The sequence below is a fragment of the Roseivivax sp. THAF30 genome (assembly GCF_009363575.1).
GTDB classification, from domain to species: Bacteria; Pseudomonadota; Alphaproteobacteria; order Rhodobacterales; family Rhodobacteraceae; genus Roseivivax; species Roseivivax halotolerans.
The window spans coordinates 1,629,778-1,651,039 of sequence record NZ_CP045389.1 but is presented as its reverse complement, the minus strand read 5'-3'; the positions used below and the strand labels follow the sequence as shown (position 1 = coordinate 1,651,039).

General features: G+C 65.2%; 26 protein-coding genes and 1 tRNA gene. 19 read left to right on the top strand and 8 right to left on the bottom strand.

Annotated elements, in window-relative coordinates:
* Positions 1-7: 7 nt before the first annotated feature.
* Genes FIU91_RS08025 through FIU91_RS19385 form a run of 3 tightly spaced genes read right to left on the bottom strand, consistent with a single transcriptional unit; the run spans position 8 to position 660 of the window.
* Entirely contained in the window at positions 8-268 is a 261-nt protein-coding gene (locus tag FIU91_RS08025; protein WP_093012625.1) for a DUF1289 domain-containing protein, read from the bottom strand.
* 54 nt (positions 269-322) lie between these two features.
* Positions 323-496: a hemin uptake protein HemP gene (gene hemP, locus FIU91_RS08020; protein WP_093012622.1), complete on the bottom strand. Its 174-nt coding sequence runs from the start codon at positions 494-496 to the stop codon at positions 323-325.
* Positions 493-660, bottom strand: coding sequence for a hypothetical protein (locus FIU91_RS19385; protein ID WP_172974969.1), 168 nt, complete (start codon positions 658-660; stop codon positions 493-495). The genes hemP and FIU91_RS19385 overlap by 4 nt, the downstream gene beginning before the upstream one ends.
* A gap of 313 nt (positions 661-973) precedes the next feature.
* Here FIU91_RS19385 and FIU91_RS08015 point away from each other — a divergent pair, with 313 nt between their 5' ends.
* Genes FIU91_RS08015 through FIU91_RS07995 form a run of 5 tightly spaced genes read left to right on the top strand, consistent with a single transcriptional unit; the run spans position 974 to position 5,361 of the window.
* Positions 974-1,777 carry an ABC transporter ATP-binding protein gene (locus FIU91_RS08015; RefSeq protein WP_152462096.1) on the top strand — a complete coding sequence of 268 codons (804 nt, stop codon included), beginning with the start codon at positions 974-976 and terminating at the stop codon, positions 1,775-1,777.
* Positions 1,774-2,757 carry an iron ABC transporter permease gene (locus FIU91_RS08010; RefSeq protein ID WP_152462095.1) on the top strand — a complete coding sequence of 328 codons (984 nt, stop codon included), beginning with the start codon at positions 1,774-1,776 and terminating at the stop codon, positions 2,755-2,757. Before FIU91_RS08015 ends, FIU91_RS08010 begins: the two co-directional genes overlap by 4 nt.
* Positions 2,754-3,797 carry an iron chelate uptake ABC transporter family permease subunit gene (locus tag FIU91_RS08005; protein WP_152462094.1) on the top strand — a complete coding sequence of 348 codons (1,044 nt, stop codon included), beginning with the start codon at positions 2,754-2,756 and terminating at the stop codon, positions 3,795-3,797. The genes FIU91_RS08010 and FIU91_RS08005 overlap by 4 nt, the downstream gene beginning before the upstream one ends.
* Entirely contained in the window at positions 3,794-4,747 is a 954-nt protein-coding gene (locus FIU91_RS08000) for an ABC transporter substrate-binding protein (RefSeq protein WP_152462093.1), read from the top strand. The genes FIU91_RS08005 and FIU91_RS08000 overlap by 4 nt, the downstream gene beginning before the upstream one ends.
* On the top strand, positions 4,744-5,361 hold the full coding sequence (locus FIU91_RS07995) for a hypothetical protein (protein WP_152462092.1): 618 nt from the start codon (positions 4,744-4,746) through the stop codon (positions 5,359-5,361). The genes FIU91_RS08000 and FIU91_RS07995 overlap by 4 nt, the downstream gene beginning before the upstream one ends.
* A 58-nt stretch (positions 5,362-5,419) precedes the next feature.
* Here the strand turns inward: FIU91_RS07995 and FIU91_RS07990 are convergent, their stop codons facing one another.
* On the bottom strand, positions 5,420-7,558 hold the full coding sequence (locus FIU91_RS07990) for a TonB-dependent siderophore receptor (protein ID WP_172974968.1): 2,139 nt from the start codon (positions 7,556-7,558) through the stop codon (positions 5,420-5,422).
* A gap of 125 nt (positions 7,559-7,683) precedes the next feature.
* The gene (locus FIU91_RS07985; RefSeq protein WP_152462090.1) at positions 7,684-8,565 is read right to left on the bottom strand and encodes an AraC family transcriptional regulator; all 882 of its coding nucleotides are present in this window, start codon (positions 8,563-8,565) and stop codon (positions 7,684-7,686) included.
* Positions 8,566-8,935: 370 nt separating this feature from the next.
* On the opposite strand from FIU91_RS07985, the gene FIU91_RS07980 reads away from it, so the two are divergent.
* The 10 genes from FIU91_RS07980 to FIU91_RS07935 all read left to right on the top strand — a co-directional run bounded on the left by FIU91_RS07980 (position 8,936) and on the right by FIU91_RS07935 (position 16,791).
* Positions 8,936-9,229: a hypothetical protein gene (locus tag FIU91_RS07980; protein WP_371418271.1), complete on the top strand. Its 294-nt coding sequence runs from the start codon at positions 8,936-8,938 to the stop codon at positions 9,227-9,229.
* The gene (locus FIU91_RS07975) at positions 9,226-9,879 is read left to right on the top strand and encodes a MotA/TolQ/ExbB proton channel family protein (RefSeq protein WP_152462088.1); all 654 of its coding nucleotides are present in this window, start codon (positions 9,226-9,228) and stop codon (positions 9,877-9,879) included. Before FIU91_RS07980 ends, FIU91_RS07975 begins: the two co-directional genes overlap by 4 nt.
* On the top strand, positions 9,872-10,252 hold the full coding sequence (locus FIU91_RS07970; protein WP_254702068.1) for a biopolymer transporter ExbD: 381 nt from the start codon (positions 9,872-9,874) through the stop codon (positions 10,250-10,252). Before FIU91_RS07975 ends, FIU91_RS07970 begins: the two co-directional genes overlap by 8 nt.
* Positions 10,249-10,650 carry a biopolymer transporter ExbD gene (locus FIU91_RS07965; protein ID WP_152462087.1) on the top strand — a complete coding sequence of 134 codons (402 nt, stop codon included), beginning with the start codon at positions 10,249-10,251 and terminating at the stop codon, positions 10,648-10,650. The genes FIU91_RS07970 and FIU91_RS07965 overlap by 4 nt, the downstream gene beginning before the upstream one ends.
* The gene (locus FIU91_RS07960; RefSeq protein ID WP_152462086.1) at positions 10,647-11,690 is read left to right on the top strand and encodes a TonB family protein; all 1,044 of its coding nucleotides are present in this window, start codon (positions 10,647-10,649) and stop codon (positions 11,688-11,690) included. The genes FIU91_RS07965 and FIU91_RS07960 overlap by 4 nt, the downstream gene beginning before the upstream one ends.
* A gap of 177 nt (positions 11,691-11,867) precedes the next feature.
* The gene (gene phnD / locus FIU91_RS07955) at positions 11,868-12,818 is read left to right on the top strand and encodes a phosphate/phosphite/phosphonate ABC transporter substrate-binding protein (RefSeq protein ID WP_152462085.1); all 951 of its coding nucleotides are present in this window, start codon (positions 11,868-11,870) and stop codon (positions 12,816-12,818) included.
* A gap of 70 nt (positions 12,819-12,888) precedes the next feature.
* Positions 12,889-13,710, top strand: a complete 822-nt coding sequence (gene phnC / locus FIU91_RS07950; protein WP_093012583.1) for a phosphonate ABC transporter ATP-binding protein — start codon at positions 12,889-12,891, stop codon at positions 13,708-13,710.
* Positions 13,707-14,513 carry a phosphonate ABC transporter, permease protein PhnE gene (phnE, locus tag FIU91_RS07945; RefSeq protein WP_152462084.1) on the top strand — a complete coding sequence of 269 codons (807 nt, stop codon included), beginning with the start codon at positions 13,707-13,709 and terminating at the stop codon, positions 14,511-14,513. The genes phnC and phnE (FIU91_RS07945) overlap by 4 nt, the downstream gene beginning before the upstream one ends.
* On the top strand, positions 14,510-15,322 hold the full coding sequence (gene phnE / locus FIU91_RS07940; protein WP_152462083.1) for a phosphonate ABC transporter, permease protein PhnE: 813 nt from the start codon (positions 14,510-14,512) through the stop codon (positions 15,320-15,322). Before phnE (FIU91_RS07945) ends, phnE (FIU91_RS07940) begins: the two co-directional genes overlap by 4 nt.
* A gap of 224 nt (positions 15,323-15,546) precedes the next feature.
* Complete coding sequence (locus FIU91_RS07935) at positions 15,547-16,791, top strand: GAF domain-containing sensor histidine kinase (RefSeq protein ID WP_152462082.1); 1,245 nt, start codon at positions 15,547-15,549, stop codon at positions 16,789-16,791.
* A 50-nt stretch (positions 16,792-16,841) separates the two neighbouring features.
* Here FIU91_RS07935 and FIU91_RS07930 read toward each other — a convergent pair whose 3' ends face one another.
* Positions 16,842-17,270, bottom strand: a complete 429-nt coding sequence (locus FIU91_RS07930; protein WP_152462081.1) for a GFA family protein — start codon at positions 17,268-17,270, stop codon at positions 16,842-16,844.
* Positions 17,271-17,488: 218 nt separating this feature from the next.
* A tRNA-Leu gene (locus tag FIU91_RS07925) sits at positions 17,489-17,574 on the bottom strand.
* 108 nt (positions 17,575-17,682) lie between these two features.
* On the opposite strand from FIU91_RS07925, the gene FIU91_RS07920 reads away from it, so the two are divergent.
* Both FIU91_RS07920 and FIU91_RS07915 read left to right on the top strand, forming a co-directional pair.
* On the top strand, positions 17,683-18,261 hold the full coding sequence (locus FIU91_RS07920; RefSeq protein WP_093012568.1) for a YqaA family protein: 579 nt from the start codon (positions 17,683-17,685) through the stop codon (positions 18,259-18,261).
* A gap of 8 nt (positions 18,262-18,269) precedes the next feature.
* Positions 18,270-18,716, top strand: coding sequence for a disulfide bond formation protein B (locus FIU91_RS07915; RefSeq protein WP_245760252.1), 447 nt, complete (start codon positions 18,270-18,272; stop codon positions 18,714-18,716).
* Here the strand turns inward: FIU91_RS07915 and FIU91_RS07910 are convergent.
* On the bottom strand, positions 18,701-19,144 hold the full coding sequence (locus FIU91_RS07910; protein ID WP_152462080.1) for an Lrp/AsnC family transcriptional regulator: 444 nt from the start codon (positions 19,142-19,144) through the stop codon (positions 18,701-18,703). The two genes, FIU91_RS07915 and FIU91_RS07910, sit on opposite strands and share 16 nt — an antisense overlap.
* Before the next feature lie 118 nt (positions 19,145-19,262).
* Here FIU91_RS07910 and rocF point away from each other — a divergent pair, with 118 nt between their 5' ends.
* Positions 19,263-20,186, top strand: coding sequence for an arginase (gene rocF / locus FIU91_RS07905; RefSeq protein ID WP_152462079.1), 924 nt, complete (start codon positions 19,263-19,265; stop codon positions 20,184-20,186).
* A gap of 8 nt (positions 20,187-20,194) precedes the next feature.
* Positions 20,195-21,253 carry an ornithine cyclodeaminase gene (locus FIU91_RS07900; RefSeq protein WP_152462078.1) on the top strand — a complete coding sequence of 353 codons (1,059 nt, stop codon included), beginning with the start codon at positions 20,195-20,197 and terminating at the stop codon, positions 21,251-21,253.
* Positions 21,254-21,262 lie beyond the last annotated feature (9 nt).

Here is a 21,262-nt window from a genome sequence, read left to right as displayed (position 1 = left end):
GTCGCGCTCAGGCGGCCTTGCCGCCCGACAGCACGTCGAGCTTCACTTTCTTCTTGCGGCATTTCTTGGCGTAGGCCCGCTCCCAGTGGGTGTAGCGGCCCATCACGGCCTGCTGCGCCACGAGCATCTCCACGAAGGCCTCGCGATGGGAGTCCTTCTTCAGCTTCTTGAACATCGACTTCTGCTCCTTGGTCATGGAGCAGCCGATGCAATGTCCCTCGCGCTTGAACTTGCAGACGTCGATGCAGGGGCTTGGGGTCTTGGACATTTGTGAACCTTGCTTGATGTGAGCATGCGCTCGATCTGGCTGGATTTCGGGGTCTCATTTCGTCAGGATCAGCTTTCCCGTGCGGGTGATCCGAAGCGTATAGGTCTGACCGTCGAGCACGATTTCGGCCTTGATCCCGTCGGGGATCAGGTCGTGCGCGTCATAGACAGCCGAGCTGCCGGAGGTCTGGGATTGCAGCGGGGCCGGCACGGGACGATGCATGCTCATCTCTGCTCCGCTCCTGTCGCCAGGGACCGCTGAAAATCGACAAGCCGCTCGAACTCGCCGCTTTCGGTCATGCTGCTCTCCATCCGCGTCAGCGCGGTTTCGCGCCAGCAGACGCTCCGCTCCATTCGCCGTGTCCGGCCCGTCTCGAGATCGCGTTCGCTCACAGCGTGCTCCACTCTTGTTCTCTCATGTCCGGGCTGCCTGAGGCGGTGGCTAGGACGCGCGCCATATCGATGCGCGCACAATGTCAAAAATTCCGAGTAAAAGACTCGATATAAGAACAGGTGCCATTCCCGACCCATTCAGTCAAGTTAAAGTGGCGACTATCCGAGCGCGAGCGACCAGCCCTCGGAACCGTCCGAGCCTCGAAAGGTGACCCGAGCCCGGCTTGCCGCCGCCTGACGCGCCCGAGGGCCTTGCGAACCGGGTCAAGGTCTGGAACACCAATCCTGAGTTAACTGATCGGGATTAGGCGAAATGGTCAAGATCGCCCCGGACAAGCCGGGCCGGATAACGGTTCGAAGCCTCGGCGTTCGCCGCGGTGAGACGCAGGCGCTGCGCGGCGTCGATCTCGACATCGTTCCGGGAGCGATGACGGCGCTTGTCGGCCGCAACGGCTGCGGCAAGTCCACGCTTCTCAAGACCATCGCGCGCATCCTGCGCCCGGAGACCGGCGAGATTGAGATCGACGGCACCAATCTGGCCCGGCTCTCGCCAAGAGCGGCGGCACAGCGGATGGCGCTGCTGCCACAATCGCCGATCCTGCCCGAGGGCATGCGCGTTCGCGACCTTGTCGCCCAAGGTCGTCACCCCCATCGCGGCCTCGTGCGGCACTGGTCACCCGAAGACGATGCCGCCATCGATATGGCGATGGCCGCCACGGATACCGTCCAATTCGCCGACCGCCGTCTCGAAGCCTTGTCGGGCGGGCAGCGTCAGCGCTGCTGGATCGCGATGACCCTCGCGCAGGACACGCCGATCCTGTTGCTGGACGAGCCGACGACCTATCTCGATCTGTCGGTGCAGCTGGAGATCATGGGGCTTCTCGCCAGACTGGCCCGCAAGGGCCGCACCATTCTCGTCGTTCTGCACGAGTTGAACCTCGCCGCCGCCTTCGCCGATCGGATCGTGATGATGCGGGATGGCCATATCGACGCGGAAGGCCCCCCGAGCGAGGTCCTGACGGCGCCCTTGCTTCAGCGCGTGTTCGGCCTCGATGCGCGCATCATCGCGGACCCTGACACCGGGCGGCCGGTCTGCCTGCCACGGACGGCGGCATGAGCATTCGAGCCTTGCTTCCTGTTGCGGTGCTGAGTGTCCTTCTGATCGGCGCGCTCGCCTGGCATCTTGGGGCGGGCGCCCATGCCGTGCCACCGCGCGCGGTCATCTCCGCGCTCTTGTCCGGTGGCGAGAGCTACGACGCGGCGGTGATCGCCGGGATACGCCTGCCCCGCGCGCTTGGAGCCATGTTAGCGGGCGCGTCCTTGTCGGCGGCTGGCGCGCTCATGCAAGGGGCGACGCGCAATCCGCTTGCCGAGCCCGGCCTCTTCGGCCTTCTGGCCGGTGCCGCACTCGCCGTTGTCGCAGCGCAAGGCGTCTTCGGGCTCGGCGCGCCCTCTCTGGTTCCGCTCCTCGCCGCGTTCGGCGCACTTGTGGGCGCGCTGATGGTCTGGGGGCTGACCACGGCGGCGGGCGGCGGTGCGGGTATGCTCACGCCGGTCCTCGCCGGGGCTGCGGTGAGCGCGTTTCTCGCTGCGTTGACTACGCTGCTCAACCTTGTCGACGAGAGGAATTTCGAGGATTTACGGGTGTGGCTCTCGGGCTCGCTGGCCGGGCTCAGGATGCCGGTCGTGGGCATTGTCGCGCCTTGGGCACTTGCGGGCCTTGCAGCAGCGCTTCTTCTCGCGCCGAAACTGACCGTGCTGTCCCTTGGGGACGAGAGCGCGCAGGCGCTCGGCGTGCCGGTCGCGCGCATCCGTGTCCTGACGCTTGCTGCCGTGGTCGTGCTCACGGCCAGTGCCGTGGCTCTGGCCGGGCCGCTCGCCTTTGTCGGGCTGACGGTGCCGCATGCGGCGCGGCTGACCTTCGGATCGGATTACACCCGCCTTCTGCCCGCGAGCATCGCGCTCGGGGCCATATACCTGCTCGCCGCCGACACGGTCGGCCGCACGCTGATCGCGCCGGCGGAGATCTCGACCGGCATTCTTACCGCCCTCGTCGGCGCGCCGGTCTTCGTGGCGCTTCTGAAGGTGCGCGGATGACAACGATCCGCACCTCCGCTCTCGGGCATCGTATCGCGCTCGAAATGCCCCTGCGCGGCGCGGCCCTGCTTGCCGCCTCGACTTTGGTGATCTGCGCGCTGCTTCTCGCAAGTCTGTCACTCGGGAGTGCCGGGGTCGGTTTCAATGACGCAATGGCCGCGCTGTTCGGGTCGGCCTCCGAACGCGCGGACCTCGTCGCCATTGAATTCCGGCTGCCACGGGCGCTGACCGCGCTGATGGCGGGAGGCCTTCTCGCGCTCTCCGGTGCGCTGCTTCAGGGAACGACGCTGAACCCGCTCGCCGATCCTGCGCTTATCGGCGTCAGCCAAGGGGCCGGCCTTGCCGTGGTGGCGCTCGCGGTTCTGCTGCCTAACGCGCCCGATGCCTGGAGCGCGCCGGCGGCGTTCGGTGGCGGCCTCGTCGTCGCGATCCTCATTCTTGCCCTGACCGGTGCGCGGAGCGGTGCATCGACGCGCTTTCTGCTCATCGGAATCGGAATCGCGGCATTCCTGACCGCGCTGACGACGGCCATCCTGACCTATGGCCGCATCTCCGAAGCCCACGAGGCGCTCGGCTGGCTCGCGGGATCCGTGCGGTCGGCCGGTTGGGACGAGGTACGCCAAATGGGATGGGTCTCGGTCGCCGCCCTTGCCATCATGCTTCTCGCCGCGCGCCCGCTTTCGGCGCTCCGGCTTGGCGACGATCTTGCCGCGAGTCTCGGCCACATCGTGAGCCGGGCCCGCGTGCTTCTTCTCTTCGGCTCGGTCGGGCTGGCCGCAGCGTCGGTGTCGGTTGTCGGGCCGATCACCTTCGTCGGATTGCTCGCGCCGCACGCTGCCAGGAGACTCGCGCCGACCGGCCCAGGACTTCATCTCGCTTTGTCCTGGGCCGTCGGGGCCTGCCTGACCCTCGCCGCCGACCTCGCGGGACGCGCCGCGTTCGGGACGAACCAGGTTCCCGCGGGGCTTGTGACGGCGCTGGTCGGCGCGCCTTGCTTCGCGCTCCTCATGCTCCGAAAACACCGCAAGGAGAGTTCATGATCCGCCCTGCCCTTATTGCCGTCCCGATGCTCGCCGCGCTGCCGGCCGTCGCGCAGGACTTTCCACTCACGATCGAGCACAAGTTCGGTCAGGCCGTCATAGAGACAGAGCCCGACCGCGTCGCGAGCCTCGATTTCTCCGGGGCCGATGACCTTCTTGCGCTCGGCATCCAGCCTGTCGCCCTGCGCTATTGGTATGGCGCGTTCGAGGGACCGCTCTGGCCCTGGGCCGCGCCCGAACTGACCTCCGAGCCGACCGTCCTGCGCGGCGAGATCGACTATGAAGCGGTCGCCGCCTCCAATCCCGACGTGATCCTCGCGCTTTGGTCCGGGATCACCGAGGCCGATTACGAACAGCTCTCGCGTATCGCTCCGGTCGTCGCGGTGCCGGAAGGCGTTGGCGACTACGACCTGCCATGGGATGAGCGCGCCCGCATCGCGGGCCGAGTGGTCGGGAAGACGGACAGGGCCGAAGCGCAGATCGCGGAGATCGAGCAATACGTGTCGGAGATCGCCGCGGCGCATCCCGGCTGGGACGGCAAGTCCGCGAGCGTCGCCTATGCGCTGACGGGCACACCGGGCGCCTACACCTCTGCCGACATTCGCCCGCGTCTTCTCGCCGAGCTCGGCTTCGAGACGCCCAAAGCCATCGACCAAGCGGCCGGCGCGGGCAATCCTTTCGCCGTAACGCTGAGCGAGGAAGCCCTCTCGGTGATCGACGCGGATGTGATCCTCTGGATTTCGACCGACGGTGACTTCTCGCCGGTCAAGGCGCTTGTCACCCGCGAGTTTCTCAACGCGACGCGGGGTGGCAGGGAAGTCTTCGCCGGTCCGCTTCTGAGCGGAGCGCTCTCCCATGCCTCTCTCTTGAGCCTGCCCTATGCGCTGGACATGCTGGTGCCGGCTTTGGAAGCGGCGATGGCGGGCGAAGGACCGGTGCAGACCGAATGACGATCGCCTTCACCCTCGCGACGACCGGCCACGTGGTCGACGATCTGATCGCTCTCAACGCGCAGGCGCTACCCGGGATGTCCCGGCGCGATCACGCCGCGTGGATCATGAACGTTCTGGCGCATGCCGTTGCGCCGGTGCTGACGCGATGGGACGCGCAGGGGCTGTCACTGAGCGACGTGCCCGCGGAGACGTTCCACCTGACCACGGGAACGGACGCCAGGGATGGCCTGACCTTCGCGCCGATCTGCGAGGCCCCTGCGAACCGGCCCCGTTCGAGCGCGCCGGCGGCGAGCTTTGCCGCTGCCCGCCTCTTTGCGCCCTCGGTCAATGCGCTGGCCTTCGCCGGACCGATCGCGCCGCGGGCGCTCTGGCGTATCGCGGGCGATGGGCTGGCGTTCGGCTGGATCCTTCAGGGCGAACGTTTGCGGGCTGAGGATGTGCTCAAGAGCTACGGTGCGCCGTTTTCCAACCGCCAACTGCAGCTCGAGGACGGAGCGATCCCCCGCCGGGGCGGGTGCTGCCGCTATCTCGCCGTCGCGGGCGATCTTTGCACGAATTGTCCGCTGAGAAAGGCCCAGACAACGCGGAACGTGACCCAGGGCGCATATTGAAAAGGGCGTACCGACCCGGCGCGCCCCTTCCTTCGGCTGATCCCTGCTTCGGTGGACCTCAGAACGACCTGGTGACGCCGAGGCTGACGACCCGGCCTTCGCCCTGCCAGCACGAGGACGTGCCGAACGAGGTCTGGCAGCTCGCCGTGTACCGCTCATCGCCGATATTGGTGACGTTCAGATCTGCGGTCCAATCCTCCGCGAAATCCCATGTCGCACCGGCATCGAAAAGCCATGCGCCGTCCACGTCGAGCGTGTTCGCGTTGTCCGCCCAGCTGTCGCCGCGATAACGCGCGCCGACGCGCAGCTCCAGGTCGGGGAAGGACAAGGGCGTGTAGGCCAGTTGCACGGAGCCGAATTCCTCGATCACCGATTGCGGGGTCTTGCCCTCGATCGAAGGGTCCGCTTCGAAATCCACGATCTCGACATCGAGATTGGTGTAGGCCGCGCTGAGCCGCACCGCTTCGGTGGCCTGCCAATCGGCTTCCAGCTCGATCCCGCGGGAGCGCACCTCGCCAAGCGTGCGGCTGTCGAAGGTGCCACCGTTGACGAGGGACTGCGAGACGTTCTCGCGGGTGATGTCGAAGGCAGAGAACGTCACCAGCGACGAGGGGTTCGGCTGCCACTTCACGCCGACCTCGATCTGGCGCCCCTCTTCGGGCTCCGCATCCCGCGAGTCCGCGCTCAGAGCCTGCGGATTGAAATACGTACCGACCGTGGCATAGGGCGTGACGGTGCCGAACTCCCGCGCCAAAGCCAGCCGCCAGGTGAACGCCTCGTCTTCGCGGTCGAGATCGGGGCCGAGTTCGTCCTCGAAGGAAGACCAGACCTTGTCGTAACGCGCGTTGACCGTACCGATCCAGCCGCTGCCCCACCGGATCTGATCCTGCGCGTAAAGGCCGACCTGATCCTGCACCCGCACGCCGTCGATATAGGGCGCACCGACCTCGGGCTGATCGGCATCGTAGCTCGGATCGTCCGGATCGAGCGGCGTGCCGAGCGCGAACGACTGCTCTTCGTCGAGCCGGTAGCGGCGCATGTCGAGACCGACGAGGAGATCGTGGGTCGCGCCGCCCGTCTCGATCTGCCGTGTGAAGCGCAGATCGTTCTGGGCGATAGTCGCGTAGCTGTCGTGGGCGAAGACGAAGCGGTTCACGTCGGCCGTCGCACTCGGCACCTGGCCGCTCGTGAAGCCGTTGGGATAGACGTAGAGCTCCTCGAGATCGGCATAGCCGAGACGGAACGTGTCGGTCATCTGCCAGCCGGCCACGTCACGGCGATAGATACCCGTGGCGATCAGCTGCTCGCGGTCATATGCGTCCTCATCGGGATCGCCGCCGTTGTAATACTCGTCGAAATAGCCGAACGGGCCCTTCTTCTCGGTTCCGAAATAGGGAAGGAACTGACCGCCGACATGGTCTTCGTCCATGTCGGTGTAGCTCAGGTGCAGCGTGAGCTTGCTGCCATCGGCGAAGGCCTTCGTGCCGCCACCATAGATGACACCCTCAAGGCCCGGTTCGAACATGCCATGCCCGTCCTGCCGCTGCAGCTTTCCGCCGAAGCGATAGGACAGGTCCGGCCCCGCAAGGCCCGCGACTTCGCCCTGCAGCCAGGCACGCCCTTCGCTGTCGGCGCCGAATGTCAGGGACCGGCCCTCGTCGCCGTCCGGCAGTTTCGAGACGTAGTTGACCACGCCGCCGGGGCTCGATGCGCCATACAGCATCGAGGACGGCCCCTTAAGCACCTCCACGCGGTCGAGGAGAAACGGATCGATGTAGAATGTGCCGAAGCCGTAGGAAAAGAGCGACAGCCCATCCATGAACGCGCCGGTATCCGAGGAGTTGAACCCGCGCAGGTAGAACCAGTTGGTGTCGCTGTCATAGCCGTAGAGCTGAGACTGAACCCCGGACACGTCGCGGAGGACCTGGTCGACCTTGCTGGGGTTCTCGCGCTCGAAGGCCTCGCGACCGACCACGCTGACCGATTGCGGCACCGCGGTGATCTCGGTCGCGGTCTTCACACCCGAGAGCGTGTTCGGATTGGCGTCGTTGCCCACCGGCTCCGCACCTTGCACCTCGAAGGTGATCTGCCCGAGATCGACCTCTCCCTGCTGCGCGAAGGCCGGTTGCACGACACACCCGGTCAGAATGGTCGTCGTAATAAGCGCACGGCGCACGGAGTCGGTGCGAGGTCTCATGGTTGTCCCCTTGAACATTGGTGTCGGCCGTCTCGGAGCGGGCCGTGGCGGATTGAACCCGCCACCTAGCGAGGCAGATCACCAGCGTCTTGACTAAAACTGTCGGGAATTGTGCAATCCTGCTGTCAATTTCCGATCAGACGCGCTCTGCGCCACGCACCGGGCGTGCGGCCCGTCATCGCGGAGAAAGCGCGCGTCAGGTGCGCCTGGTCTGAGAACCCGGTCTCGATCGCGATATCGGCAATGCTGCGCGCGGGATCCTCGAGCAGTTGTTCCGCGTGATGCACGCGCAGTTTCTGCAAGGCCCGATGAGGGGTCTGGCCCCGGCTTTCGCGATAGGCATGAGCGAACCGGCTTTCAGACAGGCCGATCGCGTCGGCCATCTCGGCGACCATCAACCGGCGGTGCATGTTGTCCTGCATCAGCCGATCGACGACCGCGAGTTGCCGGGCTGTCAGCCCTCCCCGCCTTGCGGAGCCGAGCAGGGGCGCGGCCTCCGCGAACACCTTTCCGGCGAGCGCAGTCGCCAGCGCATCACAGACCAGTGTCGAGGCGTCGCCGCCCTTTACTTCTTCCGCGATCAGCCCGGCAATTGCCTCGACCTCCGGGGCCTCTGGAAGTGCGAGCGCGCGCGAGGTCAGCACGTCGGCATCGAGCCCGGCATCGCCGAGGCGGCGCTCGAGGCACGCGCGACTGAAATGCAGGTCGAGATGGGTGAGCGCGCCCGGCCGTGCGAAGCGGGACTGTACGGCAACCCCCGCTGGAACATAGGCCACGCGCACTGGCATCGCGGCGTCGAGCCCCGCCCCTGACAGGCGCAACGGGCTGTCGCCGCTGTCGAGAACGACAACGAAGCGCGGATCGCGCGCTGTGTAAGAGCCCTGCCCGTCACGACCGATCTCCACCCGCCACAGATCTGCGACGCCCGCATCCCACGCAGCATAGACAAGCGGCGCGGCGGGACGGATCCCGGACAGGAACGATGTCACAGCGGGGCGGAAACTCATCGAAAGAAGAATTCCTGATAGTTTAACTCAACCTTACCTCTTTCAGAGATCCTGCCCGGACTCAACGGCAAACACCGGGCGCATATCGACCTGCGCCCCCTTTCTGATGGTTTTTATCAACTATTGCACTCGACGCGGAAACATGATCGGAGTCCGCAGCAATCCGCATGCGCCAGCCAACGCTCGATAGCCACGCATGTCTGTAACCCTCGCCACGAATCCATGGGGACCGGACATGAGCAAACCCACGTCACTTGTATCAGCGCTTTGCGCTTCTCTCCTTGCCCTGCCGGCTGTCGCACAAGAAGAGCTTGGACCTCGCGTATCGATCGAGCTCAACGCAGCGGAGACGGACGGCGAGAGCTGCAGGATGTCCTTCGTCGTTCTCAACGGACATGGCAGCGATATCGCACAGGCGGTCTACGAGACCGTGCTCTTCGATGCCGAAGGTCAGGTCGACCGGCTCACGCTTTTCGATTTCGGAACGCTGCCCGCAGGACGACCGCGCGTGCGGCAGTTCGTGATTTCGGGCACCGCCTGCGACGGTCTCGGCCGGGTGCTTTTCAACGGCGCGGAGACCTGTGAGGCCGAAGCCCTGGGGCCCGCCGCTTGTGCGAGCGATCTACGTCTCGAGACCCGCGCAGGGATCGAGGTGATCGGATGACCAATATCGCCGAAGCCATCCTCCGCATCGCCGATCTTGGCGGTCCGGTCGTGCTCCTCCTGATCGCGGTGTCCGTGGTGACCCTGGCGGTCGTTCTCTACAAGCTCTGGCAGTTCAACAGCGCGGGGGTTGGACGGCACAAGGCATTGTCGGAGGCCATCGCTTCCTGGGATCGCGGCGACCGCGCAGGCGCGCGGGCCGCCCTGGACCGGTCGACGAGCTACCTTGCGCCGGTCGTCGACATGGCGCTCTCCGCAGGACCCGGCGCCGCCCAGCGTCTGGAAGCCGAAGCCGAGACCCGCTTCGCCCGCCTCGAGCGCGGCTTCCGGTTCCTTGATTCCGTCGCGCAGCTGGCCCCGCTTCTTGGCCTTTTCGGGACCGTGCTCGGCATGATCGAAGCGTTCCAGGCACTCCAGGACGCCGGAGCACAGGTCGATCCCTCTATCCTCGCGGGCGGGATCTGGGTGGCGCTTCTGACCACCGCCGTCGGGCTCGTCGTCGCCATGCCGACAGCATTGGCGCTAAGCTGGTTCGAGGCGCGCATGGACGACGAGCGCGTGACCGCGGGCCGTGCGCTCTACACCGTTCTTGCGCCGCGGGGATCTGGACGCTCCGCATCCGAGCCGGAGCTCGCCCCGGCTCATGCGTAAGACAAAGGCAAGGCGGCGGCTGTCGATGACGTCGCTCATCGATGTCATCTTCCTTTTGCTGCTGTTTTTCATGCTGACCTCGACCTTCTCGAAATTCTCCGAGGTCGAGCTGACCGCAGCGGCCCAGGCCGCCGATGCGCCGAGCGACAGCCCGCCGCTCTTTCTGCAACTCGGAGCCGAGGATATCCGTCTCAATGGCGAGGTGCTCGCCCTCCAGACCTTGAGCGACGCACTCACCGCGGAGACGGAGGAGACGGCCCGCGTTCTGCTCGTGGCGTTGCGCGACGATGTGACAGCCCAGCGTCTGACCGACCTCTTGGTGGCGATCCGCGGCGTGGCGAACATCACACCGACGGTGATGGAGGCTACATGAGAACGAGGCCCAAGCGGGCGGCCCGCGAGCCGACCATCGCGCTCATCAACATCGTGTTCCTGATGCTCGTCTTTTTCATGGTGGCCGGGACACTCGCGGCGCCGCTCGACGGCGACGTGACGCTGGTCGAAACGCAGGATCTCGAAGGGCGCGCGCCGCCCGACGCGCTGGTGGTCCATGTCGACGGACGACTGAGCTATCGCGGGCGCGACGTGGTTTCGGCGGGCGCGTATCTCGAGCTTTCCGAGGCAGAGACGCGCCCCGGCGAGGATGGCCCGACGATCCGGATCGTGCCGGACCGCAACCTCGACGCCTCGGCACTGGTGCGTATCGCGGGCGAATTGCGCTCCGCCGGCGCGGCGCGGGTGCTGGTCGTGACGGAACGGGGGCTCGAATGACGAGCAAGGTTCTCTCCTCGAAGACCGCGAAACTTGCCGCGCTGATTGCGGCGGGCGCAATCCATGCCGGTCTCGCCGTGGCGCTTCATACCGACGAGCGAGCCGAGATCGAGAGCGCCCAAGGGTCGCAGACGGCCCGCACCGGCAGTTTCGCCGATATGTCTCAGGGCGTCATGCAAGCCGAGGAGGCAGAGGACAGCGCCGAGCCCGCACACCAGTCCGCGACCCCAGGCGCGAGCGCTCCTGAGCGGGCGGAGCAAGTCGAGGCGGACCCCGCCGAGCAACCCGAAACCACACAACCCCAGCAAGCAGAACCGGCACCGCCCCCGGACGCGCCGGAAGCATTGGCCGCGATCCTGCCCGAACGCCCGGACGGCTCCGTTGCTCTGCCACCGGACCGCGCAGAACGCGCGGACCCCGAACCGCTCGACGCTGCCGAACCCGATGCCGAACCGGTATCGCCCGTCGCGCCGGACGCCGCAGCCCCACCCGAGGCGCCGGAGCAGGTCACCGAAACGCTTCAGGCCGGCGAGCCTGACAGCGCCGCCCCGATCCGCTCCCGCCGCCCTGCCCCGCGCAGCGCCGAATTCGAAGAAGAACACAAGCCGCCAGAGCCTGAGCCTGACCCGCAACGCGCGGAACGGCAGCCAGCGCCGGACCGCCAGCCCCCGCAAGGCAATGCCGCGCAAAGCAGCCGTCAGGGTGCCGCGGCCGGTCAAAACGAGGCAGAGGCCCGGCAGCAGGGCACGCGCCAAGGCACGGCACAGCAATCGGGGAATGCCGCGGCGAGCAACTATCCTGGCCAGGTGATGGCGCGCATCAATCGCGTCGGCCGGCCCCGGATGAACCGGCGCGGAAGCACGCGCGTCAGCTTTACCGTGGCGGCTTCGGGCGGCCTTGCCGGGCTTGGCATCGCGGCAAGCTCGGGGTCCGGCTCGCTCGACAATGCCGCGGCTCAGATCATCCGCCGCGCCGCGCCCTTCCCGCCGCCGCCACCGGGCGCGCAGCGCCAGTTTTCGATCGTGATCGAGTTCCGCTGAAACCCAGCTTTCGGAAAAGCACTGGATTTTTCGATGCAGGCCGAGCGCGCAGGCTCGTGTCCCATCATCGTCCGCCGGGACGCACTTCAGTTGTCGTCAAACCGTTACAAAAGCGTCATGATGATGAATCAGGGGACGCATACCCGCCTCGCATCTGCCAAGAAAACAGGGAATGACATGAAGACGCTCATCACACTCACCGCAGCCGCGGCTGCCGTCGCTGGCACGCAGGCTTCCGCGGAATTCTCGCTCAGCGATCGCTATGTCGACAATGACGGCGACCTGATCGCGGATATCCCGACCGACGAATCCGAGCTGATCGATCCCGATACGCTGATCTTCGCTTACACCCCCGTCGAGGACCCGGCCGTCTATGCCGAGGTCTGGCAGGGCTTTCTCGATCACATGTCCGAAGTGACCGGCAAGGACGTTCAGTTCTTCCCGGTGCAATCGAACGCCGCACAGATCGAGGCAATGCGCGCGGGTCGTCTTCACGTCGCGGGTTTCAACACCGGCTCGAACCCGCTGGCCGTGGCTTGCGCGGGCTTCAGACCCTTCGCGATGATGGCGGCCGAGGATGGCTCCTTCGGCTATGAGATGGAAATCATCACCTATCCGGGCTCCGGCATCTCGGAAGTCGAGGATCTGCGCGGTGAGACCATCGCCTTCACCTCCGAGACCTCCAACTCCGGCTTCAAGGCGCCTTCGGCGATCCTGATGTCCGAGTTCGACATGGTCGCGGGAGAGGATTTCGAGGCCACCTTCTCGGGCGCGCATGACAGCTCGATCCTCGGTGTCGCGAACCAGGACTACATCGCCGCGTCGATCGCCAACTCGGTCAAGGGCCGCATGCTTGATCGCGAAGTGGTGACCGAGGACCAGCTCGAGGTGGTCTACCAGTCGCAGACCTTCCCGACGACGGGTTACGGCACGGTCTACAACCTGACGCCCGAGCTGCAGGAATCGATCCGCGAAGCCTTCTTCAGCTACGATTGGGAAGGCACCGCGCTCGCCGAGGAATTCGGCCGCAACGGTGAGGACCAGTTCATCGAGATCTCGTTCCAGGAAGACTGGGCCGTGATCCGCCAGATCGACGAGGCCAACGGCGTCTCGTACGAGTGCAACTGATCCCGACTACAAACAATGGATGCGGGTGGCCACGCGCCGCCCGCATTCGTTTCACGACCGAGGTCAATTCATGCTGAAGCTCGAAGGTCTGTCCAAGACCTACAAGACCGGCGACGCCGCGCTGAGCGATGTCACGCTGGAGATCCCCAAAGGTCAGATCGTGGGCCTCATCGGCCCGTCCGGCGCGGGCAAATCGACGCTCATCCGCTGCATCAACCGGCTGGTGGAACCCACGGGCGGCAAAGTCCTTTTGGGCGATGTAGACCTTGCTCGCCTCGGCAAGGCCGAGCTGCGCCGTCAGCGCCGCCGCATCGGCATGATCTTCCAGGAATACGCGCTCGTCGAGCGGCTGACGGTGATGGAGAACGTGCTGTCGGGTCGGCTCGGCTATGTCTCGTTCTGGCGCAGCTTCCTGCGCCGCTATCCGCCGCGCGACGTGCAGGAGGCGTTTCGCCTGCTCGACCGCGTGGGTCTCATGCATCAGGCGGACAAACGCGCCGACGCACTTTCGGGCGGTCAGCGGCAACGGGTCGGCATCGCCCGCGCACTCGCGCAGGAGCCCGAGCTTCTCTTGGTCGACGAACCGACGGCGAGCCTCGATCCGAAGACCTCGCGCCAGATCATGCGCCTGCTGACCGAGATCTGCGCCGAGCGGAATCTGCCCGCCATCGTCAATATCCACGATGTGCCGCTCGCGCAGCAATTCATGGAGCGCATCGTCGGCCTGCGCGCGGGCCGAGTGGTCTTTGACGGACCGCCCTCGGAGCTCTCCGAGACAGTCCTGACGACGATCTACGGCGAGGAAGACTGGAACGCGATGCGCAAGGGCGACGAGGAACAATCGGCCGCCGAGGCTGATGCTCGCGACCGGATGGCGGCGCTGGCCAAATGAGCGAGCAGAGCTACCCCACCACCTGGCGACGACCGCCCCAGATCGTCACGAACCGGCGCTGGCGCCTTGCGCTGCAGATCGGCATCCTCGTCTACCTCGTGCTCGCCGTGGGCTCGATCGAGGTCGATTGGGAACGGGTGTCCATCGGGCTCGAACGCGGGCAGCGCTTTGTCATGGGCTTCCTGCAGCCTGATTTCACGAGCCGTTGGGGCGATATCTACCGGGGCCTCATCGAGAGCCTGACGATGACGCTGACCTCGACGGTGGTCGGCGTGCTGATCTCGGTGCCCATCGGCATCGGCGCGGCAAGCAACCTCGCGCCCGCCTGGATCTATTATATCTGCCGGTCGATCATCGCCGTCAGCCGCGCGTTGCAAGAGATCATCATCGCGATCTTCCTCGTGGCGATGTTCGGTTTCGGGCCATTCGCGGGGTTCCTGACCCTCAGCTTCGCCACCATCGGCTTCCTCGCCAAACTCCTGGCCGACGATATCGAGGAGATCGACGAGGCTCAGGCAGAGGCCGTCCGCGCGACCGGCGCGTCCTGGTGGCAGCTCGTCAATTACGCGGTGCAGCCTCAGGTCATGCCGCGCCTCATCGGCCTTTCGCTCTACAGGCTCGACATCAACTTCCGCGAGAGCGCGGTGATCGGGATCGTCGGCGCAGGCGGGATCGGCGCGACGCTCAACACCGCCATCGACCGCTATGAATATGATAGCGCCGGCGCGATCCTCCTGATCATCATCGGCATCGTGATGGTGGCCGAATACGGCTCCAGCTACCTGCGGAAGTTCCTGCAATGACCGAGATCACGCATTACAGTCAAACATGGGCCCATCGCACGCCGAAGGCACGGCTGTTTCTCCGGGCTGGCTGGGCCGCGCTTGTCGCGCTTTTCGTCTGGTGCTGGCAGCTCATGACCGCGAACACGATCTGGGCGTTCGTCTGGGACGCGCCGCGGCAGGCCGCCGATATCGGCAGCCGCATGATGCCGCCGCGTCTGTCCTACCTTCCGGAATTGCTGGTTCCGCTTTGGGACACGCTCAACATCGCGACGCTCGGCACCATTGCCGGCGTCATCATGGCCGTGCCGGTGGCCTTCCTTGCGGCTCGCAATACGACGCCCTCGGCCCGGATCCTACGGCCCATCGCGCTTTTCATCATCGTGGCCTCGCGCTCCATCAACTCGCTGATCTGGGCGCTCTTGCTCGTCGCGATCATCGGACCTGGGATTCTGGCGGGGATCGTCGCGATCGCGCTCCGCTCCATCGGTTTCGTGGGCAAGCTGCTCTACGAGGCGATCGAAGAGACCGATGCGCGACAGATCGAAGCCGTCGAAGCCACCGGCGCCAGTGCCACGCAGGTGCTGAGCTACGGGATCGTGCCGCAGATCATGCCGGCCTTCTGGGGGATCTCCGTCTTCCGATGGGACATCAACATCCGGGAAAGCACGATCCTCGGTCTCGTCGGAGCGGGCGGTATCGGGCTGAAGCTGCAAGCCTCGCTCAACGTCCTCGCCTGGCCGCAGGTCACGGTGATCCTCTTGTTGATCCTCGGCACGGTCGTCGTAAGCGAATGGGTCTCCGCCAAGGTCCGGCGAGCCATCATTTGAGCCAGGTCCAAGCGCCCCGACCCTTCGGAGAAATGGCAGCAAAACCGCGCCGAAACGTCGCCTAACGACGACGCAAGCCTCATCCCTTCCGCAGATTGGCACCTTTCCATTGCGTAATCAGACATTAAAGGTTCTCTGTTCCGCGCGCGTTTTCGTGTATAACGCGTTCGTGTCTTTCCGCCCGACGCACGGCTGTCTTTTTTGAGTTTTTGTAGGCGTAGTTGATGAGCGCGCAGACCTCGACGACCAAGATGCAGGACCACGCGACATTTCTCGCGGGCGCGCACGACTTCCAAGCCGATATCGAGTTGCTTGCAAGCAGCAATATGATCGGAACGATCCTCGATACGGTGATGCTGGCCACGAATATGCGGTTCGCCGGAGTTGCACGCGTGACCGCCGACAGGTGGGTGGCCTGCCGAACCGTCGACGAGGTCAAGTTCGGTATCGCAGCCGGAGACGAAATCCCCATCGAATCGACCTTCTGCCAGACGGTCCGCGACACCTCCGAGATGGTCGTCTTCGGCAACGCCACGACCGATGCAGTCTACAAAGGGCATCCGATCGCCGCGGCCTTCGGCATCGTCAGCTACGCATCGGCTCCGATCTTCCGCAGCGACGGCAGCTTTTTCGGGACGCTCTGTGCGATCGATACCGACCCGAAGGACGTCGACAATCCTCGTTCGGTCGCGATGCTCCAGATGTTCGCAGACCTGATCGGTCGTAGTCTCGAGACCGAGGAACGGCTCGAGGCGCAAGAGATGCTGGTCGAACACGAACGCCGCATGCAGCAGGCACAGGAAGAGTTCGTGGCGATCCTCGGTCACGATCTGCGTAACCCCATTGCGGCCTTGCTGTCGGGACTCCGGCAGGTGGCAAAGGAGCCGCTGACCGAGCGCGGCCGCGACTACCTCGTTCTGATGCGCGCCTCGCTCTACCGGATGAACGAGATGATCGACAACCTGATGCTCCATGCAAAGTCTCGTCTCGGGGCCGGTATCACCGTCGTGGCGACACCCGACGCGGCGCTGCAAGATGCCGTGGAGCATGTCGTCGCCGAAGTGCGCGCTGCGGCCCCGGAGAAAGAGATCATAGTCGATCTCGACCTGTCGCGCCCCGTCAGCTGCGATCCGGCCCGCGTCGCGCAAGCCATCTCCAATCTCGTATCGAACGCGATCAGCTATGGCCGGACCGATGCACCTGTGAGGATCGCTGCCGAGTATCGGCAATCGGGACTCGCCATCGATGTCGTCAACGAGGGCGACGCGATCCCGCCAAGCGTTCAAGACGTCCTGTTCCAACCTTTTCGTCGCGGCTCCGAGATCGGAAGCACGGGGCTCGGTCTCGGCCTCCATATCGCATCCTCGATCGCGCGGGCGCATAATGGCAGCCTGTCGGTGATGAGCGGGAACGGAACGACGACGTTTCGCTTCGAAATCCCGTTGATTGGCGAGGCTTCGCGGTCATAACCGAAGGCGCAACTCTTCCGGAGACGGTGCAGCGGCTTCAGCTCGCCCGGTCACTCGCCGGAACGGGCATCCGCACCGGGAAGACCTTCAAACCTCGCAAGCGAGGCCAGGTCGTCGTCCCAATCCGCGCGGTCAGAGACGAAAATATGCGCGTCCGGCCGTATCGGGATCGGGCTGTCCAAAGAGCCCGCAGGAACGAGGAGCAGACCTTCATCCGCGGGAGCGACGGGCAGCGCCGATCCGCAATTGGAGCAGAAACATTTCACGTGCCGGGACCCCGGCAGCCTGAACTCGCTGACCGCGTCTTCTCCCGACAGCCACGCGAGCTGCGCCGTGGATGAAAACAGATTTGCCGCATGGGCCGAGCCGCTATCCTTTCGGCAGCGCGAGCAGTGACAGAGGAAGAAGCTCTCGAATTCGCCCGTTACGCGGAAGCTCACCGCGCCGCACAGGCATTGTCCTGTCGCCAATCCGTCCAAATCGGGCTCCTTGCACTGTGCTGTGGCGAGGCTGCCAATTTCGGATGAACGCCCGCTGAAGGGAAGTACCGGGGCGCAGGACCAAGGTCAATTTGAGCTCCGAGCGGCTGGTTACGCTGATATCCTCGGCGAAACCGGGCACCGCCGCGATTGACCATGACGCGCCCGTCACCTGAGCGATCTACGCTTGCTGCAGCGATAAAGCTCGACGAAATGATTGGTGCCCAAGGTCGGACTCGAACCGACACGATCTTTCGACCGGGGGATTTTGAATCCCCTGCGTCTACCATTCCGCCACTTGGGCCCGGTCCTGCTCTACCTTCCGGCATCGCGCGCGTCCAGATGCGATCTTGCCTGTTCTTGACCCCGGCGCTTGCCCATGCTCAGAGGCGGCGAAGCCGAGGGACCCCGAATGCTCCGAAAGACCTATGACAAGACATTGGCGCTGGCCGAGCATCCCCACGCGCTGTGGCTGCTGGCCTTTGTCGCCTTCATCGAAAGCTCGGTCTTTCCGATCCCGCCGGACGTGATGATGATCCCCATGATTCTCGCCGCGCCGCGCCGGGCCTGGTTGATCGCGCTCATCGCCACGGTGTCGTCGGTCGCGGGTGCGGGGCTGGGCTATGTGATCGGCGCGTTCTTCTACGACAGTATCGGCGCGCCGGTGCTCGAAGCGCTCGGCAAGGGCGACTCGATGGCGGCGTTCAACGCCAAGTTCAACGAATACGGCGTCTGGGCGGTGCTGTTCGCGGGCCTGACGCCCTTCCCGTTCAAGGTCATCACAATCATGTCGGGATGGACCGCGATGCCGATCGTGCCCTTCATCCTTTCCGCGATCATTGCCCGGGCGGCGCGGTTCTTCATCGTGGCGGGGCTGCTCTACGCCTTCGGCGATCCGATCCGCGATTTCATCGAGCGGCGGCTTGGTCTCGTCTTCACGCTTTTCTGCGTTGCGCTCATCGGCGGCTTCATGGTTCTGCGGTTCGTATGACACGGAACATGCTCATCGCCCTCGCCGCCGGAGGTTCTGCCGCGCTTCTGATCGCGGCGCTCGGGTTTCAGTATCTGGGCGGTCTGCCGCCCTGCAAACTCTGCTATTGGCAGCGCTACCCGCATGTGGCGGCCATCGTGCTCGGGCTCATCGCCATCGGCATCAAGAGCCGTGCCGTAGCGCTGGTGGGTGCGATCGCGGCGCTGACCACGGCGGGGCTCGGTCTTTACCATACCGGCGTCGAGCGCGGGTGGTGGGAAGGCCCGACGACCTGTACCTCGAGCTCCATCGACGGTCTTTCGACCGATGCGCTCATGGACCAGATCATGAACGCGCCGGTGACGCGCTGCGACGAGATCGCGTGGGAATTCCTGACGCTCTCTATGGCGAGCTGGAACATGATCGCCTCGCTGGTTCTCGCCGGTCTCTGGATCGCCGCCTACCGCCGAAGCTGAGCACCCGAGCCGCGCTTGGTCGACAGGAGCAGCGACGTCTCCGAGGTCGCAACACCGTCCACCGCGCGGATACGATTGAGCACGGCGTCGAGCGTCTCGAGATCCGGCGTGCCAAGCTCGGCAATCACGTCCCACCGGCCATTGGTGGAATGCAGCCCGCGCACTTCGGGCAGGCCGCCGAGCTGACGGAGTACGCGGTCGGTCCCACGCCCCTCGATCCCGATCATCATGAGCGCGCGCACGGGATCGCGCGCGGCGTCCTCTTTCAAGACCACGGTAAAGCCGAGGATACGGCCGTCTTCCCGCATCCGCTCGACGCGCGCGCGCACGGTCGTGCGCGAGAGCCCGAGCGCGGCGGCAAGGTCTGAAAAGGAAATACGCGCATCGCGGCGCAAGGCGGCGAGAATATCGCGGTCGGTCGCATCCATTTCGGCGGCTTTCAGATCCGTTTCGGAGACTTATCTCTCAGATCGTTCACTTTGATCGCTTTCATCCTTCGCAAATCGCCGCATACTTCAAGAGAATTTCCAACAAGGCGAGGCTTTCATGAGCGCGAAGACGATCCTTCTTCTGGGTGCACCGGTCGATTCCGGCAAACGCGGCGCGGGCTGCCTGATGGGACCGGATGCCTACCGCTCCGCGCGGCTGCCCGGCGCGCTGCGGGATCTCGGTCACGACGTGGTCGATCTCGGCAACCTCACGCCCGAAGCTGTGGACCTGCCGGCGCATCCGCATCTCTATTCCCTGCCCGAAACGGTCGGCTGGACGCAGGCGCTGATGCGAGAGGCCGAGGCGGCCATGACGCGCGGTCTGCCGATCTTCATGGGCGGCGACCATGCGCTCTCGCTCGGGACGGTGCCGGGCGTCGCCGCGCACGCGGCGCGTGAGGGACGGCCGCAATTCGTGCTCTGGCTCGACGCCCATGCGGATTTTCACACGCTGGAGACGACCGAAAGCGGCAACCTGCATGGCACCCCCCTAGCCTATGCAACGGGGCGCGATGGGTTCGAGGGCTTTCCTGAAGTCATGGCTCCGGTTGCGCCCGAGAATGTCTGCATTATCGGCCTGCGCTCCGTCGACGGGCCGGAGCGTGATGCCATCGACGCGGCCGGGGTCACCAGGGCCGATATGCGCGACATCGATGAAGACGGCATCCGCAAACCGCTTGCGGCTTTCCTGAACCGCGTCGCGGAAGCCGGCGGGGCGCTGCATGTCTCGCTCGACGTCGATTTTCTCGATCCCTCGGTCGCCCCGGCGGTAGGCACGACCGTGCCCGGCGGCGCGCCCGTGCGCGAGGGGCATCTGGCGATGGAGATGATCCATGACAGCGGCCTGATGACGTCGCTCGACCTGGTCGAGCTTAACCCAATGCTCGATGAGCGCGGGCGCACCGCGCAGCTCATGGTCGATCTTGCCGCCTCCGCGCTCGGCCGCCGCGTCTTCGACCGTCCCACTCAACGCATGCTGTGAGGCCCCTCATGACCCTACCCTCCGACAAGGCCCTCGTGCCATTCGTCTCCGTCGATCACATGATGGGGCTCGTCCATCACCTGGGCATCGAGGCGACGCTGCGCGGGCTCGCCGCGCATATCGAAGAGGATTTCCTTCGCTGGGAAAGCTTCGACAAGACCCCGCGTGTCGCCTCCCACAGCGATGTTGGCGTGATCGAGCTGATGCCGACCTCGGATGGCGAGATGTACGGGTTCAAATACGTGAACGGGCATCCCAAGAACACCAGCGAAGGGCTGCAAACCGTGACGGCCTTCGGTCTTCTGGCGGATGTCTATACCGGGTATCCGAAGCTTCTGACCGAGATGACGCTCCTCACCGCGCTCCGCACGGCGGCGATGTCGGGCGTGGCTGCCAAGTACCTCGCACCAAAAGATGCAAGGGTGATGGCGATGATCGGTAACGGCGCTCAGGCCGAGTTCCAGAGCCTTGCGATGAAGGCGATGGTCGGGCTCGAGGAAGTTAGGCTTTACGATATCGACCCCGCCGCGACGGCGAAATGCGCGCGGAACCTCGCGGGCAGCGGTCTGCGCGTTGTGCCGTGCGAGAGTGCGGAAGCGGCCATCGAAGGCGCAGACATCCTGACGACCTGCACCGCGGACAAGCAATATGCCACGATCCTGTCGGACAACATGGTGGGCAGCGGCGTGCATGTGAACGCGATCGGCGGCGACTGCCCCGGCAAGACGGAGCTTGCGCCGGGTATCCTTCAACGCGCGTCGATCTTCGTGGAATATCCCGAGCAGACCCGGATCGAAGGCGAAATCCAGCAGCTCGATCCCGATCATCCGGTGACGGAGCTTTGGCAGGTCATGGCTGGCAATGCCGAAGGGCGAACGTCGGAGGCGCAGGTCACGCTCTTCGACAGCGTCGGTTTCGCGATCGAGGATTTCTCGGCGCTGCGCTTCGTGCGGAACGCGATCGAGGGGACGCGCTTTTTCACGCCGCTCGATCTTCTGGCGGATCCGGACGATCCGAGGGATCTTTACGGGATGCTGATGCGCGCGGCACCGGAGGTAGCTGCCTGAGTGAGTGAC

What these genes read in the sequence shown, in the direction of transcription:
- FIU91_RS08025 (WP_093012625.1), bottom strand. Translation starts at nt 268, where the DNA reads ATGTCCAAGACCCCAAGCCCCTGCATCGACGTCTGCAAGTTCAAGCGC.
- hemP (WP_093012622.1), bottom strand. Translation starts at nt 496, where the DNA reads ATGAGCATGCATCGTCCCGTGCCGGCCCCGCTGCAATCCCAGACCTCC.
- FIU91_RS08015 (WP_152462096.1), top strand. Translation starts at nt 974, where the DNA reads ATGGTCAAGATCGCCCCGGACAAGCCGGGCCGGATAACGGTTCGAAGC.
- FIU91_RS08010 (WP_152462095.1), top strand. Translation starts at nt 1,774, where the DNA reads ATGAGCATTCGAGCCTTGCTTCCTGTTGCGGTGCTGAGTGTCCTTCTG.
- FIU91_RS08005 (WP_152462094.1), top strand. Translation starts at nt 2,754, where the DNA reads ATGACAACGATCCGCACCTCCGCTCTCGGGCATCGTATCGCGCTCGAA.
- FIU91_RS08000 (WP_152462093.1), top strand. Translation starts at nt 3,794, where the DNA reads ATGATCCGCCCTGCCCTTATTGCCGTCCCGATGCTCGCCGCGCTGCCG.
- FIU91_RS07995 (WP_152462092.1), top strand. Translation starts at nt 4,744, where the DNA reads ATGACGATCGCCTTCACCCTCGCGACGACCGGCCACGTGGTCGACGAT.
- FIU91_RS07990 (WP_172974968.1), bottom strand. Translation starts at nt 7,558, where the DNA reads ATGAGACCTCGCACCGACTCCGTGCGCCGTGCGCTTATTACGACGACC.
- FIU91_RS07985 (WP_152462090.1), bottom strand. Translation starts at nt 8,565, where the DNA reads ATGAGTTTCCGCCCCGCTGTGACATCGTTCCTGTCCGGGATCCGTCCC.
- FIU91_RS07980 (WP_371418271.1), top strand. Translation starts at nt 8,936, where the DNA reads ATGTCCTTCGTCGTTCTCAACGGACATGGCAGCGATATCGCACAGGCG.
- FIU91_RS07975 (WP_152462088.1), top strand. Translation starts at nt 9,226, where the DNA reads ATGACCAATATCGCCGAAGCCATCCTCCGCATCGCCGATCTTGGCGGT.
- FIU91_RS07970 (WP_254702068.1), top strand. Translation starts at nt 9,872, where the DNA reads ATGCGTAAGACAAAGGCAAGGCGGCGGCTGTCGATGACGTCGCTCATC.
- FIU91_RS07965 (WP_152462087.1), top strand. Translation starts at nt 10,249, where the DNA reads ATGAGAACGAGGCCCAAGCGGGCGGCCCGCGAGCCGACCATCGCGCTC.
- FIU91_RS07960 (WP_152462086.1), top strand. Translation starts at nt 10,647, where the DNA reads ATGACGAGCAAGGTTCTCTCCTCGAAGACCGCGAAACTTGCCGCGCTG.
- phnD (WP_152462085.1), top strand. Translation starts at nt 11,868, where the DNA reads ATGAAGACGCTCATCACACTCACCGCAGCCGCGGCTGCCGTCGCTGGC.
- phnC (WP_093012583.1), top strand. Translation starts at nt 12,889, where the DNA reads ATGCTGAAGCTCGAAGGTCTGTCCAAGACCTACAAGACCGGCGACGCC.
- phnE (WP_152462084.1), top strand. Translation starts at nt 13,707, where the DNA reads ATGAGCGAGCAGAGCTACCCCACCACCTGGCGACGACCGCCCCAGATC.
- phnE (WP_152462083.1), top strand. Translation starts at nt 14,510, where the DNA reads ATGACCGAGATCACGCATTACAGTCAAACATGGGCCCATCGCACGCCG.
- FIU91_RS07935 (WP_152462082.1), top strand. Translation starts at nt 15,547, where the DNA reads ATGAGCGCGCAGACCTCGACGACCAAGATGCAGGACCACGCGACATTT.
- FIU91_RS07920 (WP_093012568.1), top strand. Translation starts at nt 17,683, where the DNA reads ATGCTCCGAAAGACCTATGACAAGACATTGGCGCTGGCCGAGCATCCC.
- FIU91_RS07915 (WP_245760252.1), top strand. Translation starts at nt 18,270, where the DNA reads ATGCTCATCGCCCTCGCCGCCGGAGGTTCTGCCGCGCTTCTGATCGCG.
- FIU91_RS07910 (WP_152462080.1), bottom strand. Translation starts at nt 19,144, where the DNA reads ATGGATGCGACCGACCGCGATATTCTCGCCGCCTTGCGCCGCGATGCG.
- rocF (WP_152462079.1), top strand. Translation starts at nt 19,263, where the DNA reads ATGAGCGCGAAGACGATCCTTCTTCTGGGTGCACCGGTCGATTCCGGC.
- FIU91_RS07900 (WP_152462078.1), top strand. Translation starts at nt 20,195, where the DNA reads ATGACCCTACCCTCCGACAAGGCCCTCGTGCCATTCGTCTCCGTCGAT.